Here is a 14,576-nt window from a genome sequence, read left to right as displayed (position 1 = left end):
CACCTCCTTCGTCATTCCGGGATGGCGCGAGAGCGCCAGACCCGGAATCTCGAGATTCCGGGTTCGATGCTTCGCATCGCCCCGGAATGACAACAAGGATCCAAAATGAAGCTCACCTTCTCCGCCGCCTCGCCCTTCGCCCGCAAGGTGCGCATCGCCGCGATCGAGCTTGGGCTGATCGACAAGATCGAGTTCACGCCGGCAACCGTCGCCCCGGGGCAGGCCAATGAGGACTATTCGCGCATCACGCCGCTGAAGAAGCTGCCGGTGCTGATCACCAATGACGGCGACGTCATCCTCGATTCCTACGTCATCGTCGAATATCTCAACGAGATGGCCGGCGGCAGCCTGATCCCGGATTACGGTCCGCGGCGATGGAAGGCCAAGACCAATCACTCCCTGATCAACGGCATGCTCGATTCCATGCTGCTGTGCCGCTACGAGAGAATGGTGCGGCCGCAAGGCCTGCAATGGCAGGCGTGGTCGGACGACCACTGGAACCGGGCCTGGACCGGCATGGCGCGCTTCGAGAACATGCCCGATGTCCTGAACGGCCCGTTCGACATTTCGCAGATCGGCCTCGTCTGCGTGCTCGGCTATGCCGACTTCCGCTTCGCCGATTGCGGCTGGCGCAAGGCCTATCCGAAGCTCGACGCGTTCCATCAGAAGATGCTGGAGCGGCCCTCGGTCAAGATCTCGGTGCCGCCGGCGGCGTAACCCGCTAGGAGTGTCCATGAGCCTGAAATACTCGGTCGGCGATCTCACCATCCATCGCGTCATCGAGCAGGAAACCTCGTTCGTCCCGGCGCTGGAGATGCTGCCGGGACTGACACCCGAGGTGCTGGCCGAGAACCGGGCATGGATGCGGCAGGCCAAGGCACTCGACGACAACGATGTGCTGCTCTTGTGCTTCCAGTCCTATGTGGTGAAGACGCCGCACCACACCATTTTGATCGACAGCTGCATCGGCAATGACAAGCCGCGCCCCAATCGGCCGAAATGGAACATGAAGACCGACGACACGTACTTGGGTGCACTTGGCGCCGCCGGATTCTCGCCTGGCGACATCGACTTCGTGATGTGCACGCATCTGCATGTCGACCACGTCGGCTGGAACACACGGCTCGAAAACGGCCGCTGGGTGCCGACCTTCCCCAAGGCGCGCTACGTCTTCGCCAGGCAGGAGTTCGACCATTGGTCGGCTCAGAACGCGAAGACGGAGATCCCGCCTTTCGTGGACAGCGTGCTGCCGGTGGTCGAGGCCCAGCGCCACGAGCTCGTCGGCAACGACCACCAGATCGGCGATCACGTCCGGATCCTGCCGACACCCGGCCACACGCCGGGCCATATCGCAATCACGGTGGGCCGCGGCAAGGACGACGCGGTTTTCTCCGGCGATCTCATGCATTCGCCGCTGCAGACGCTCTATCCGGAGCTGTCGATCAAGTTCGACGTCGACCCGGCGAAGGCGGCTACGACGCGCCGCAGCTTCCTGGAGCGCTATTGCGACACCGAGACGCTGTGCTGCACGGCGCACTTCCCTTCGCCGTCGGTGGGCAAGATCCGGCGCAAGGGCAACGCGTTCGTGTGTGCGGCGGTTTAGCGAGATGCCGTAGGGTGGGCAAAGGCGAGCGCTTCGCGCGCCGTGCCCACCACTCCTTATGGTGGGCACGCTCCGCTTTTCCCACCCTACGATTCCACCCGTGTGGAGAAAGCAATGACAGCACTCCCCGACATCCCCCTGCCCGCCGGAATCCGCTCGCGTTATGTCGACGGCATCAACGGCTTGCGCATGCATGTGCTGGAGGCCGGCTTCGAGTCAAAGGGCCGCTCCTGCATCCTGTTGCTGCACGGCTTTCCCGAGCTGGCCTTCTCCTGGCGCAAGGTGATGCCGGCGCTCGCCGCCGCCGGTTATCACGTGATCGCCCCCGACCAGCGCGGCTGCGGGCGCACCACGGGATGGACTGCCGACTACGATGGCGATCTCGCGCCGTTCTCGCTCCTCAACCTTGTGCGCGATGCGCTCTCCCTGGTGTCGGCCTTCGGCTACAAGCAGGTCGATCTCGCCGGGCATGATTTCGGCAGCCCAGTCGCGGCATGGTGTGCGCTGATCCGGCCCGACGTGTTTCGTTCGGTGACGCTGATGAGCGCGCCATTCGGCGGAGCGCCGCCGCTGCCATTCAACACAGTTGACCGTCCCGCAAAGCCTGCGGTCGAAGACCCCGTTCATCGCGAGCTTGCCGCGCTGCCGCGTCCGCGCAAGCACTATCAATGGTACTACGCGACACGCGAAGCCAACGCGGACATGCAGCACGCGCCGCAGGGCGTGCACGATTTCCTGCGCGCCTATTATCATCACAAGAGCGCGGACTGGACCGACAACAAACCCTATCCGCTCAAGGCGTGGTCGGCAGACGAACTGGCAAAGCTGCCAACCTATTACGTGATGGACGCCGGCGAGACCATGGCCGAGACGGTCGCGAAGGAGATGCCCTCGCCCGCCGCGATCGCCGCGAACCAATGGCTGCCGGACAGCGACCTCGCCTACTACAGCGCCGAATACGGCCGCACCGGATTTCAGGGCGGGCTGCAATGGTATCGCTACGGTACGTCGGGCATGCTCAACGACGAGATGCAGCTGTTCTCCGGCCGCAGCATCGACGTGCCCTCCTGCTTCATCTCCGGCAGGCAGGATTGGGGCACCTATCAGCGCCCAGGCGTGTTCGAGGCGATGCAGAAAAGCGCGTGCACCATGATGCTCGGCTGCCATCTCGTCGACGGCGCCGGCCATTGGGTGCAGCAGGAGCAGCCGGCCGAGGTGAGCCGGTTGCTGCTCGACTTCCTGGCCAAGACTTCCTGACTAAGTCCCGCGCCGGCTGATTTGACCCAGGAACCACGGCGGCCTATATAATTTAGAATCGTTCTAAACTAGTGGGACAGGGCCGTCGTGAAGAATTTTGCCGATCTGACCGAGCGCGAGGTGCTTGCGGTCGCGATCTCCTCCGAGGAGGAGGACAGCCGCATCTACATGACCTTCGCCGAAGATCTGAGAGAGCGTTACCCGGACTCAGCCAAGATCTTCGAACAGATGGCCGAGGAAGAGCGCGGACATCGCCACATGCTGCTGGAGACGTACGAGCAGCGGTTCGGTCCGCACCTGCCTCCCATCCGCCGCGAGGACGTCAAGGGCTTCCTGCGTCGCCGCCCGGTCTGGCTCACCAAGAACCTGTCGCTCGACACCATCCGCAGGGAAGTCGAGACCATGGAACTGCAGGCCGAGCGCTTTTACGTGAAGGCCGCCGAACAGGCGCAGGATGTCGGCGTGCGCCGTTTGCTCGGCGATCTCGCCGAAGCCGAGAAAGGCCACGAAGAGATGGCCGCAAAGCTCTCGGACCAGATCCTGAGCCCGGATGTGCGCGCGGAGGAAGATCGCACCAACCGCCGCATGTTCGTGCTGCAATATGTGCAGCCGGGCCTTGCCGGCCTGATGGACGGATCGGTCTCGACGCTGGCACCGCTGTTTGCCGCCGCGTTCGCCACCCACCAGAACTGGCAGACGTTTCTTGTCGGCCTCGCCGCCTCGATCGGCGCCGGCATCAGCATGGGATTTGCGGAAGCGCTGTCCGACGACGGATCGCTCACGGGGCGCGGCTCGCCATGGCTGCGCGGTCTCACCTGCGGCTTGATGACGACGCTCGGCGGGCTCGGCCACACCGCGCCCTATCTGGTGCCCGACAGCTGGGCCAACGCGTTCTGGATCGCGACGGCGATCGCCGGAGTCGTCGTGTTCTTCGAGCTATGGGCAATCGCCTTCATCCGCTCGCGCTACATGGACACGCCGTTCCTCCAGGCCGTTTTCCAGATCGTGCTCGGCGGCGCCATCGTGCTGGCGGTGGGGATATTGATCGGAGCGGCGTAGTAGCCACAATCTCGGTGTCATCGCCCGCGAAGCGGGCGATGACACCGACTTCTTGGCACTGCCCGACGAGCCTCATCTACATATCAATCGCGATCAAACAGCGGTTGCAGCGTTCGGCTAAACTGCTCATCATCCGCAGACAACCAGAGCGGGAGAAGCGCCGTGGCCAAATCGGAATGGAGTTTCAAGAGCGCAGTCGAGCTGTCGGCCGCATTGAGCGCGAAGAAGGTCTCGGCGGTCGAGCTCACGCAGGACGCGATTGGCCGTATCGAGCGTCACGACGGCAAGATCAACGCGATCTGCGTGCGGGATTTCGATCGGGCGCTCGGCGCCGCGCGCGAGGCGGACGCTGCATTGGTCCGCGGCGAGCGCAAGCCGCTGCTCGGCCTGCCCCTGACGATCAAGGAATCCTTTAACATCGCCGGCCTGCCGACGACCTGGGGCTTCGTCCCGCAGAAGGATTTCAAGCCTGTCGAAGACGCGCTGCCGGTCGCACGCATCAAGCAGGCCGGCGGTGTGATCCTCGGCAAGACCAACGTGCCGGTCGGTCTCAGCGACTGGCAGAGCTACAACGACATCTACGGCACCACGAACAACCCCTATGATCTCGGCCGCACGCCGGGTGGATCATCCGGGGGATCTTCGGCAGCCCTCGCCGCAGGCTATTGCGCGCTCGCCACCGGCTCCGACATCGGCGGCTCCCTGCGTGTGCCGGCATTTCATTGCGGCATCTTCGCTCACAAGCCGACCATCAATCTCTGCGCAGCGCGCGGCGAGACTCCGCCGCCATTTCCGGCCATTCCGCGCGAAGGCGACCTCGCCGTCATCGGTCCGATGGCGCGCACCGCCGCGGATCTCTCCTTGCTGCTCGACGTCATGGCCGGACCGGATCCGCTCGATGCCGGCGTCGCCTACAAACTCGATTTGCCTGTTGCGCGGCATCAGTCGCTGCGCGATTTTCGTGTCCTGGTGATCGAGAGCCATCCGCTGCTGCCGACTGACCGGGACGTGCGCGGCGCGATCGACAAGCTCGCCACCGACCTTGCGAAGGCCGGCGTGACGGTCGCGCGCGAGAGCCCGCTGCTTCCGGACTTCGCGGAGACGTCGCGGCTTTACATGCGCATGCTGCTGGGCTTCCTCGGCGCGTTCTTCCTGCCCGACGAGCTGGCGGATTCGCAGGCTCGGGCGAGCCAGTTGTCGCCGGAGGACCGAAGCCTCGAAGCGGAGCGGCTGCGCGGCACGATTGCAAGCCACCGCGCCTGGGTGCTCGACGCAGGTAGCCGCGCCGGCCTGCGGGCGCAATGGCGCGCGCTGTTCAAGAGCTTCGACGCGGTGATCTGCCCGATCATGCCGACGCCGGCCTTTCCGCACGATCATTCGCCCGAGCAGAGCCTGCGACGCATCAGCATCGACGGCAAGGATTATCCTTATTCCGACCAGCTCGCCTGGCCCGGCATCGCGACGCTTCCGGGCCTGCCGGCGACGGCCGTTCCGCTCGGCCTGTCGAAAGACGGCTTGCCCGTCGGCGTCCAGATCGTCGGCCCCTTCCTGGAGGACCGCACGCCGCTCAAGCTCGCCGAACTGATCGAGCGCGAGTTCGGCGGCTTCACACCGCCGCCATTGTTCGATGATTAGTCCTGTCGTCAACGACCACCGGGGAGAGAACGTCATGAGCCAGGACATGGAAGAGCTCACCGCGCTCAACCGCGACTACGTCGCCTCCGTGCAGAACTGCGACGTCAAGCGGTTCGACCAGATCCTGGCGCCGGAGTTTTACTGCTCCAATCCCGACAAGACGCTGGTCGACCGCGCCGCCTTCCTGGAACAGACGGCGCGGCCGATCGCGATCCGGAATCTCAGGGAGCACGACGTCATCATCCGCATCATGGGCGACTTCGCCATTATCCACGCGGGGACAAGCTACACCACGGGAGACGGCCAGCAGGCGACGGGCCGCTACACCGATTGCTGGGCGAAGAAGAACGGCAGATGGCTCGCGGTGTCGGCGCACGTGTCGCGGTGAGGCGGGCAAACCATCCTCACACTCCGCTGTCATGCCCCGGCTTGACCGGGGCATCCAGTACTCCGCGGCGACAGTTGGCTCACACAACTCCCGCTGCGGAGTACTGGATCGCCCGCCTTCGCGGGCGATGACACCATCAATGTGGATCAACTATCGAATACGATCACGCTCCGCAGCGTCTTGCCGGCCTTCATGTTGGCAAAGCCCTCGTTGATCTCCGACAGCTTCAGCTTGGCCGAGATCCAGTCCTCCAGGTGCAGCCGCCCTCGCAGATAGAAGTCGACCAGGCGCGGCATGTCGACGCGGAAATGGTTGGAGCCCATGGACGAGCCCTGGATCTTGCGTTCGCGCAGGAAGTCGAAACCGTGCAGCTCGATCTTCTGGCCGAACGGGATCATGCCGACGATGGTGGCGGTGCCGCCGGAGGCGAGCATGGCGAAGGCCTGCTCGGCGGTCTCCTTGCGACCGAGCACCTCGAAGGAGTGCTGCACGCCGCCATTGGTGAGATCGCGGACCTGCTTCACCACGTCGCCGTCGGCGGGGTTGATGATGTCGGTGGCGCCCAGCTTGGTCGCGAGCTGGAGTTTTGCGGGATTGGTGTCGATGGCAATGATGCGGCCGGCGCCGGCGATCTGCGCGCCGTTGATCGCGGCCATGCCGACGCCGCCGCAGCCGATCACCGCGACGGTTTCGCCCGCCGTCACCTTCGCCGTGTTCACCACCGCGCCGTAGCCGGTGATGACGCCGCAACCGATCAACGCGGCGAGATCGAGCGGCATCTCCTTCCGGATTTTGACGATCGCGTTCTCGTGCACCAGCATCTGCTCGGCAAAGGACGAGAGGTTGAGGAACTGGTGCAGCTTTTCGGAGCGAGACCATTGCATGCGGTCGGAGACGCCCGGCAGCAGCTTCACCGTGGTGTCGGTGCAGAGCACCGTGCGGCCCGTGGTGCAATTGTCGCAGGTGCCGCAGAACACGGACAGGCAGGTGACGACGTGATCGCCCGGCTTCACATAGGTGACGTCGGAGCCGACCTGCTCGACCACGCCGGCGGATTCATGCCCGAGCACCGCGGGCAGCGGATGCGGATACAGCCCTTCCATGAAGTGCAGGTCGGAGTGGCAGAGGCCGGCGACCGATGTGCGGATCAGGACCTCGCGCGGGCCGGGCTTCGGCAGGCTGACATCCTCGATGACCAGAGGCTTGTTGACTTCATAGAGGACGGCGGCCTTCATCGAGCACTCCCTGTCGTTTTTTTTGCTTTGAACGCGGGCGCAGCCTACGCTGCCAGAACCAGTTCGCCAACCTCGCTCATGCCGGCATCGCGCTCGCCGAGCAGCAGCGCGGCGATCTTCGCTTGCGTGGCATTTTCCGTCAGCCGGAACGGATCGCTTGGCGAGACCCGGTGATCGATCACGAGCCGCGACAGCAGCAACCGGCGCGCATCGCCGCGCATGGCGTGGATGCGATGCGCCTCCCAGGCGAGCGCGACGGCGCTGGCGACATGATAGAGCAGGCTCGTCGCGCGGCGCGCGTCGGCCTCGTTCTCGGCCTTGCCCGCAACCTCGCGCGCGAAGCCGACCGCGCGATCGGTGAGCGTGTGCAAACGGTCGCGCCAGGCCTGCGGCACCGAGGCGCTGTCATCGAGCCGGGCGTGCAGATCCGCGGCCAGCGCGGATTCCGCGCCATGGCGACCGACCGCGCGCCTCAGCGCATCGATCGCGACGATATTGCCGGTGCCTTCCCAGACCGAGCCGAGATGGGCGTCGCGCAGCAGCCGTGCGGTGGCGAATTCCTCGATATAGCCGATGCCGCCGCGCATCTCGAGCGCATCGCCGCAGACTTTTCGTGCATCGCGCGTGGCGCGGAATTTCAATGTCGGGGTGAGGATGCGCAGCAGCGCCGCCGCGTCCTGGCTGCCGGCCTCGGCGCGGTCGAGCGCGTCCGCCGTGAGGAAGCTCATCGACAGCGCCTGCTCGACCGGCAGCATGATCTTCAGCATCTGCCGCCGGCCGAGCGGCAGGTCGATGATGCGGCTGCCGAACACCACGCGGTTCTTCGCGACCGTCATGGCGTCATGGTAGGCGCGGCGCATCAGCGCGGTGGATTTCACGCCGTTGGAGAGCCGCGACGAGTTCACCATCTCGGCCATCTGCACGAAGCCGCGGTCGAGCTTGCCGACCGCGTAGGCGATCGCGCCTTCGAGCTTGATCTCGCCCGAGGCCATCGAGCGCGTGCCGAGCTTGTCCTTCAGACGCACGATCCGGTAGTGGTTCTGCGAGCCGTCGTCGAGGAAGCGCGGCATCAGGAACAGGCCGACGCCGCGGGTGCCGGGGCCGGCGCCTTCGGGGCGCGCCAGCAGCATCACGACTTTCGCATCGGCGTTCGAGCAGAACCATTTTTCGCCGTACAGGCGCCAATGATCGCCCTCCTGCACGGCGCGCGTCGTGAGCGTGCCGACGTCGGAGCCGCCCTCCTTCTCGGTCATGAACTGGCCGCCCTGGGTCAGCTTGGTCATGTCGGTCTGGGTGAGACCATCGAGATATTTTGCCTTCAGCGCCTCGCTGCCGAAATTCGCCAGGAGTTTGGCGCAGCCGTCCGTGACGTTGATCGGGCAGCCCATGCCGAATTCGGTCTGGTTGAACAGGAAGGTGAAGGCGTGCTTGGCCACCACAGGATATTTGTCCGGCCAGCCCATGATGCCCTTGCGGATCGACAGCGCGTGGATGCCGAACTCGCCGAACGCCGCCTTCTCCAGTTCCCGGTAGGCCGGATGGTATTCGATCCACTGCACGTCGCGGCCGAACTTGTCGCGCTGGTGTAGCACCGGCGTGTGGCGGTCGGCCAGCCGCGCACATTCGTCGAGGGTGCCGCCGGCGAGCTCGCCGAGGCGATCGAGATGCGGCTCGATGTGACGGAACAGCGTCTCCGGCAGATGGATGCACAAGAGATCCGTCAGCGCCTGATCGGCGCGGTAGAAATTCATGCCTGACGTATCGGGCGCCAGCAGGCCGGATGGTGCGGCCGCGGCATTTTTCGGCTGCGCTGTGACCGGCTTGTGCATGATCGTCCTCTTCGTTTCCGCCCGACGGCAATTCTTAGCGCTTGCCGCTTTGGATGATGTCGATCATGCTCCAGCCGCGGATGCGGATAAAGCCGCAAATTGTCAGGGAGGCATGATCGCCGTGAAGGAGCAATTCGCTCTGCGGAATTATGACCGACCGGGCCTGCACCCGGGCTGGTTGTCCGGGTGGCGGATGCATAGATCAGCGGCTTCCCGTCCTAAGAGATCACGCCATGGAACATCCGGAATACAAGATCGCGCTCATCGTCGGCGCCGGCGAAGGCTTGAGCGCCTCGCTGGCGCGGCTGCTGTCCACGCAAGGCATTCGCGTGGCGCTTGCCGCGCGGAAGATCGAGAAGCTGGGCGCGCTCTGCACCGAGACCGGTGCCAAAGCCTATGCCTGCAACGCCACCGAGCCGGATGAGGTCGAGCGCCTGTTCGGCCTCGTCGAGCGCGAGATCGGCACGCCCGACCTCGTCGTCTACAATGCCAGCGGCCGCACGCGCGGGCCGTTCGTCGATCTCGTTCCGGCCGATGTCGCGCAGGCCATCGCGGTCAGCGCCTATGGCGGCTTCCTGGTGGCGCAGCAGGCGGCCAAGCGCATGCTGCCGAACAAGCACGGCGCGATCCTGTTCACCGGCGCCTCGGCCAGCGTCAAGGGCTATGCGCAGTCGGCCTCGTTCGCGATGGGCAAGTTCGCGCTGCGCGGGCTCGCCCAGAGCCTGGCACGGGAGCTGTCGCCGCAGGGCATCCATGTCGCGCATTTCGTGATCGATGGCGGCATCAGGAGCGCGGCGCGGACGGAAACAGCCGACAATCCGGATTCCATGCTCGATCCCGACGCGATCGCGGAGAGCTACTGGAACGTGTTGCAGCAGCCGCGCAGCGCCTGGAGCTGGGAGCTGGAGCTGCGGCCGTGGGTGGAGAAGTTTTGAGTTGAGTTTGTCTTTCCGGGGCGGCTCGAAGAGCCGAACTATGGTGCGCATTTGCGCACCTGAGAATCTCGAGATTCCGGGTTCGATGCTTCGCATCGCCCCGGAATGACAACAATGAACGGGAAGCGACATGACCACGGACACCACCGTCGATACCGGCACCAGCGAACTCCTCTGCGTCATCCGCGACCGCGTCGCAGTGATCACGCTGAACCGGCCGGAGGCGCGCAATTCGCTGTCGGACAGCCTGACGCCGGCGCTGCGGACGATGATCCGCACCTGCGGCGAGAGCCCCGATGTCGGCGCGCTGCTGATCACCGGCGCGGGCGAAGCGTTCTGCGCCGGCGGCAACGTCAAGGGCATGGGCGCGCATCGCGATCCGAAGAAGCTGGAGATGTCGCTGGAAGATCGGGTCGCCGATCTCCAGGAGCGGCAGCGGCTGCTCACCGGCGCGCTGGTGTCGGTGCGCAAGCCGACGATCGCCGCGCTCCCCGGTCCCGCGGTCGGCGCGGGGCTTGCGATCGCCATGGCCTGCGACATCCGCATCGCCGCGCAATCGGCCTTCGTCGCCACCGGCTATGCCCGCATCGCGCTGAGCGGCGATTACGGCATCGCCTGGCTGCTCACCCGCCTCGTCGGCACCGCCCGGGCGCGCGAGCTGATGTTCACCGGCGACAGGGTCGATGCCGCGCGTTGTGAGGCCATCGGCCTCGTCAATCGCGTCGTGCCTGACGACAAGCTACAAGCCGAAGCCTTCGTGCTGGCAAAGTCGCTCGCCGAAGGCCCGCGCCTCGCGCTGCGCTACATGAAGGACAATCTCGACGAAGCCATCCAGTTCGATTTCGAGACCGCCCGCGACCACGAGGCCGAACGACTGATCCGCCTCACCACGACCGCCGATCACAAGGAAGCGGTGCAGGCCTTCATCGAGAAGCGCAAGGCGGTGTTCACGGGGAAGTAACAGGCCCTTCACAGTCAGGAATCGAACCTGGATGGTGCAACGAGCCCTCATTCCGGGCGATCCGCAGCATCGAGCCCGGAATCCATTGGGCCGCAAGACACGCAGTGAAATGGATTTCGGGTTCGCGCTACGCGCCCCGGAATGACGGCTTGGGAATATCTACGCGACGACGACTGCTTAAGGCAAAAAAATGCCCGGCTCAGGTTGACCCGGGCCGGGCTTGCAGTGGTGTCAGGCCGAGGCTGAGGGGCTGTCGGCCTGACGGGAAAGGGCGGCGAGACGCCAGCTCGCGCAGGGAATGTCCTTCGGTGCGACCGCGATCTCCTTGTCGAAGCGCACCAGCTTCCAGTCATCAGGGTGATTGACGAAGGCAAATCCGGATTTGCGGGCGAGCGAGATCATGGTCTCGTTGGAGCGCAGCGTATCGCCGAACATGTGCTCGGCGCCGAGCGCGGCGGCGCGGCACTCAAGATTTTTCATGAGCGCAGTGGCGATGCCGTGGCCCTGCCAGCGATCGTCGACCGACAGGCCGAACTCGAGCGTCGCGGTTTCCGGATGCAGCGCGTAGCGCGCCTCGGCGACGATGGTCTCGAAGCCGTCGACCATCTTGGTCGCGACCACGGTGAAGCGCTCGCGCTCGCCGACCTGGAGGAAGTCGTGCAGCAGGCCCTTCGGCAATTCGCTGATCGCGCCGAAGAAACGGTTGTAGCGGGAGCGGGTCGAGAGCGAGCGGAAATAGTGCTGAAGCTCCTCGGTGTCGCGCGGCTCGACGAAGCGAACGTTGATCGCCTCGCCCTGCCGGGTGCGCAGGGCGTCCGAATATTGCTTCAGATCTTCCAGGCGAAGAGTGCTCATGACACATGCCCTGAGAAAGAGGGACCGCCGGCGCCCCTGTAATCAGGCGGCGCCGGCCTGGCGGCCAATCAGGCCCGCCAGAAGGGTTTGTCGGCCTCATAGGCGATGTCGGACCAGGACAGGCCGACGTCGTGGAGGTCGCGGGCCGTCCAATTGGTCAGCTCGCGGCGAGTCCGGTAGCGCTCGTGCCAGACATGAAGCGTCTCGCCGATCTGCTGGATCAGGCCGGGCGCATGATGATTTGTCATCGAATTCTGGGTCAAGGTAGACATTTTCAGCTCCTGGAGCTAAGTTGAGCGCTAATATCTGCGCTCGATCGCACTGCGACAAACGACAATTTGTACCTTTTCGCATGAAATAAAGTCATGTATCCTGCTGCCAGATGACTGCCAGATTGCCCTCCCTGAACGGATTGCGGGCGTTCGAGGCCGCCGCGCGCCATCTCAGCTTCACGCTGGCGGCGAGCGAGCTGAACGTGACGCAGACCGCGATCAGCCATCAGATCCGGCGATTGGAGGAGGAGCTCGGCATCCGCCTGTTCATCCGGCAGAACCGCGCGCTGGCGCTGACGCCGGAAGCGCGCGACTACCTGCCGGGCGTCCGCGCCGCCTTCAACGACCTCCGCCTCGCCACCGACCGCCTGCTGCGCAGGGACGACGACAAGGTGCTGACGCTCTCGACGCTGGCCTCGCTTGCCGCAAAATGGCTGCTGCCGCGGCTGACGGATTTCCAGGAGCAGCATCCCGGCATCGACGTCCGCATCACCACGTCGACCAGCCTCGTCGACTTCCAGCGCGACGACGTCGATGCCGCAATCCGCTACGGCCGCGGCCAGTGGCCGGGCCTGCGTGCCGACTGGCTGATGGCGGACGAACTGTTTCCGGTGTGCAGTCCGTCACTGCTGCGCGGTGACAAGCCGCTGCAGCGTCCGGAGGATCTGCGAAATCATCCGCTGCTGCACACCTCCAACGCCAACAGCGACGACTGGCGGCTGTGGCTGACGGCGGCAGGCCTGCCGGCCGATATCGCCAAGCAGCCCGGCATCACCTTCGACATGATCTTCATGACCATCCAGGCCGCGATCGACGGCATCGGCGTGGCGATGGGGCGGACGTCCTACGTTCAGGACGACATCGCCAAGGGCCGGCTCGTCGTCCCCTTCAAGATCGCGCTGCCGGCCGATGCGGGCTTCTACCTGGTCGCGCCGGAGGGTCGCCGCGAGGCGCCAAAGCTCGCCGCGTTCCGTCAATGGATCGTCGCTGCAACGCAAAATAAAGCCTGAAAAATCATCAGCTTCCTCGGGAAAACCGATTGACTCGCCGCGCCCTGCGCGGGAAGGGGTAGGACAGATTGTCGCAGCAGCACAACCTGTCGCCTGCCGAGAAGTGAGTTCCGGTCCGGCCACACTTGAAGGGGAGTAACGTCATGGCTGGACCAGCAACCAATCCGCCCGAGATCAAGTCGCGCATCGGCGCGATCCTGCGCGCCACATCCGGCAATTTCCTCGAGCAGTTCGACTTCTTCCTGTTCGGCTTCTATGCCGCCGCCATCGGCAAGGCGTTCTTCCCCTCCACCAACGAGACGGCCTCGCTGCTCAACACCTTCGGCGTGTTCTGGCTCGGCGCCCTGATGCGGCCCGTCGGCGCGATCGTGCTCGGGGCCTACATCGACCGCATCGGCCGCCGCCAGGGCCTGATCGTCACGCTCGGCATCATGGCCATCGGCACGGTCGTGATCGCGTTCTGCCCGAGCTACGCGACCATCGGCATCGCAGCGCCCGTCATCGTGCTGATCGGCCGCCTGCTGCAGGGCTTCTCCGCCGGCGTCGAGCTCGGCGGCGTGTCGGTCTATCTCGCCGAGATCTCGACACCCGGCAACCGCGGCTTCTACACCTCGTTCCAGTCGTCGAGCCAGCAGGTCGCGATCTTCGTGGCCTCGATCCTCGGCTATCTTCTCTCCGAGGTGATGCCGGCCGACACGGTGGCCGCCTGGGGTTGGCGCATTCCCTTCTTCGTCGGCTGCCTGATCATTCCCCTGATCTTCTTCCTGCGGCGCACGCTCGAGGAAACGCCGGCCTTCCTCGCCATGAAGAAGCATCCCACGGCGAGCGAGGTGTTCGCCTCCGCGCTCGCCAACTGGCGCATTGTCATCCTCGGCATGATGATCGCGATCCTGACCACGACGACGTTCTACTTCGTCACCGTGTACACGCCGACGTTCGGCAAGACCGTGCTGAAGCTGTCGACGCAGGACGCGCTGCTCGTGACGCTGCTGGTCGCCGTAACCAACTTCTTCTGGAATCCGGTCGGTGGCGCGCTGTCCGACCGCATCGGCCGCAAGCCGGTGCTGATCACCATCGCCTGCCTGTCGCTCGTCACCGCCTACCCCGCGCTGCACTGGCTGGTGGCGGCGCCGACCTTCGGCAAGCTGCTCGCGGTCGAGATGATGTTCTCGTTCTATTTCGGCGTCTACAGCGGCACCATGCTCGGCGCCCTCGTCGAGATCGTGCCGGCGCATGTCCGCACCACCTGCTTCTCGCTCGCCTTCGCGCTCGCAGCCGCGCTGTTCGGCACCTTCACGCCGTTCGCCTCGACCTGGCTGATCGAGCGGACCGGCGACAAGGCCTCGCCCGGCTTCTGGCTGATGTTCGCCGCCCTGCTCGGCATCATCGCGGCCTCGACCGTGTATCGTGGCGGCGGCAAGGCGGTGCCGACCTATGATGCGGTGGCGGAGCCGGTTGCGGGGCGTTGACGGTCATTCCGGGGCGCCTCGAAGAGGCGAGCCCGGAATCCATTTCTCCCAGCATTCCAGACGCACGA

14 protein-coding genes are annotated in these 14,576 nt (G+C 65.1%); 10 read left to right on the top strand and 4 right to left on the bottom strand.

What is annotated here, in order from left to right; translation table 11 throughout:
* Positions 1 to 105: 105 nt before the first annotated feature.
* The 6 genes from AAFG50_RS04880 to AAFG50_RS04855 all read left to right on the top strand — a co-directional run bounded on the left by AAFG50_RS04880 (position 106) and on the right by AAFG50_RS04855 (position 5,942).
* A complete protein-coding gene (locus AAFG50_RS04880; protein ID WP_028173749.1) occupies positions 106 to 717 on the top strand; it encodes a glutathione S-transferase family protein in 612 nt (203 codons plus the stop codon).
* A gap of 16 nt (positions 718 to 733) precedes the next feature.
* Positions 734 to 1,603 (top strand): MBL fold metallo-hydrolase, encoded by an 870-nt coding sequence (locus AAFG50_RS04875; RefSeq protein ID WP_028173748.1) that lies wholly within the window; start codon positions 734 to 736, stop codon positions 1,601 to 1,603.
* 114 nt (positions 1,604 to 1,717) lie between these two features.
* Complete coding sequence (locus AAFG50_RS04870; RefSeq protein ID WP_028173747.1) at positions 1,718 to 2,860, top strand: alpha/beta hydrolase; 1,143 nt, start codon at positions 1,718 to 1,720, stop codon at positions 2,858 to 2,860.
* Positions 2,861 to 2,947: 87 nt separating this feature from the next.
* Entirely contained in the window at positions 2,948 to 3,919 is a 972-nt protein-coding gene (mbfA, locus tag AAFG50_RS04865; RefSeq protein ID WP_011090619.1) for an iron exporter MbfA, read from the top strand.
* Positions 3,920 to 4,081: 162 nt separating this feature from the next.
* A complete protein-coding gene (locus tag AAFG50_RS04860) occupies positions 4,082 to 5,554 on the top strand; it encodes an amidase (protein ID WP_028173746.1) in 1,473 nt (490 codons plus the stop codon).
* A gap of 34 nt (positions 5,555 to 5,588) precedes the next feature.
* Complete coding sequence (locus tag AAFG50_RS04855; protein WP_028173745.1) at positions 5,589 to 5,942, top strand: nuclear transport factor 2 family protein; 354 nt, start codon at positions 5,589 to 5,591, stop codon at positions 5,940 to 5,942.
* A 146-nt stretch (positions 5,943 to 6,088) separates the two neighbouring features.
* Here the strand turns inward: AAFG50_RS04855 and AAFG50_RS04850 are convergent, their stop codons facing one another.
* Together AAFG50_RS04850 and AAFG50_RS04845 are read right to left on the bottom strand one after the other, a co-directional pair.
* Positions 6,089 to 7,177, bottom strand: a complete 1,089-nt coding sequence (locus tag AAFG50_RS04850; RefSeq protein WP_028173744.1) for a Zn-dependent alcohol dehydrogenase — start codon at positions 7,175 to 7,177, stop codon at positions 6,089 to 6,091.
* Positions 7,178 to 7,221: 44 nt separating this feature from the next.
* Positions 7,222 to 9,006, bottom strand: coding sequence for an acyl-CoA dehydrogenase family protein (locus tag AAFG50_RS04845; RefSeq protein WP_342714150.1), 1,785 nt, complete (start codon positions 9,004 to 9,006; stop codon positions 7,222 to 7,224).
* A 233-nt stretch (positions 9,007 to 9,239) separates the two neighbouring features.
* Here AAFG50_RS04845 and AAFG50_RS04840 point away from each other — a divergent pair, with 233 nt between their 5' ends.
* Positions 9,240 to 9,941, top strand: a complete 702-nt coding sequence (locus AAFG50_RS04840; protein WP_028173742.1) for an SDR family oxidoreductase — start codon at positions 9,240 to 9,242, stop codon at positions 9,939 to 9,941.
* Positions 9,942 to 10,071: 130 nt separating this feature from the next.
* Entirely contained in the window at positions 10,072 to 10,902 is an 831-nt protein-coding gene (locus AAFG50_RS04835; protein ID WP_028173741.1) for an enoyl-CoA hydratase, read from the top strand.
* Positions 10,903 to 11,133: 231 nt separating this feature from the next.
* On the opposite strand, the gene AAFG50_RS04830 is transcribed toward AAFG50_RS04835, so the two are convergent.
* Together AAFG50_RS04830 and AAFG50_RS04825 are read right to left on the bottom strand one after the other, a co-directional pair.
* Positions 11,134 to 11,757, bottom strand: coding sequence for a GNAT family N-acetyltransferase (locus AAFG50_RS04830; protein ID WP_028173740.1), 624 nt, complete (start codon positions 11,755 to 11,757; stop codon positions 11,134 to 11,136).
* Between the two features lie 68 nt (positions 11,758 to 11,825).
* Positions 11,826 to 12,029 (bottom strand): DUF1127 domain-containing protein, encoded by a 204-nt coding sequence (locus AAFG50_RS04825; protein WP_027543408.1) that lies wholly within the window; start codon positions 12,027 to 12,029, stop codon positions 11,826 to 11,828.
* A 110-nt stretch (positions 12,030 to 12,139) separates the two neighbouring features.
* On the opposite strand from AAFG50_RS04825, the gene AAFG50_RS04820 reads away from it, so the two are divergent.
* Both AAFG50_RS04820 and AAFG50_RS04815 read left to right on the top strand, forming a co-directional pair.
* Entirely contained in the window at positions 12,140 to 13,039 is a 900-nt protein-coding gene (locus AAFG50_RS04820) for a transcriptional regulator GcvA (protein WP_011090628.1), read from the top strand.
* Positions 13,040 to 13,182: 143 nt separating this feature from the next.
* Positions 13,183 to 14,508: an MFS transporter gene (locus tag AAFG50_RS04815; protein ID WP_028173739.1), complete on the top strand. Its 1,326-nt coding sequence runs from the start codon at positions 13,183 to 13,185 to the stop codon at positions 14,506 to 14,508.
* The last annotated feature ends 68 nt before the right edge of the window (positions 14,509 to 14,576 follow it).

Source organism: Bradyrhizobium sp. B039, assembly GCF_038965675.1.
In the GTDB taxonomy this organism is placed as follows: domain Bacteria; phylum Pseudomonadota; class Alphaproteobacteria; order Rhizobiales; family Xanthobacteraceae; genus Bradyrhizobium; species Bradyrhizobium diazoefficiens.
This window is presented reverse-complemented; position numbering and strand designations above follow the sequence as displayed.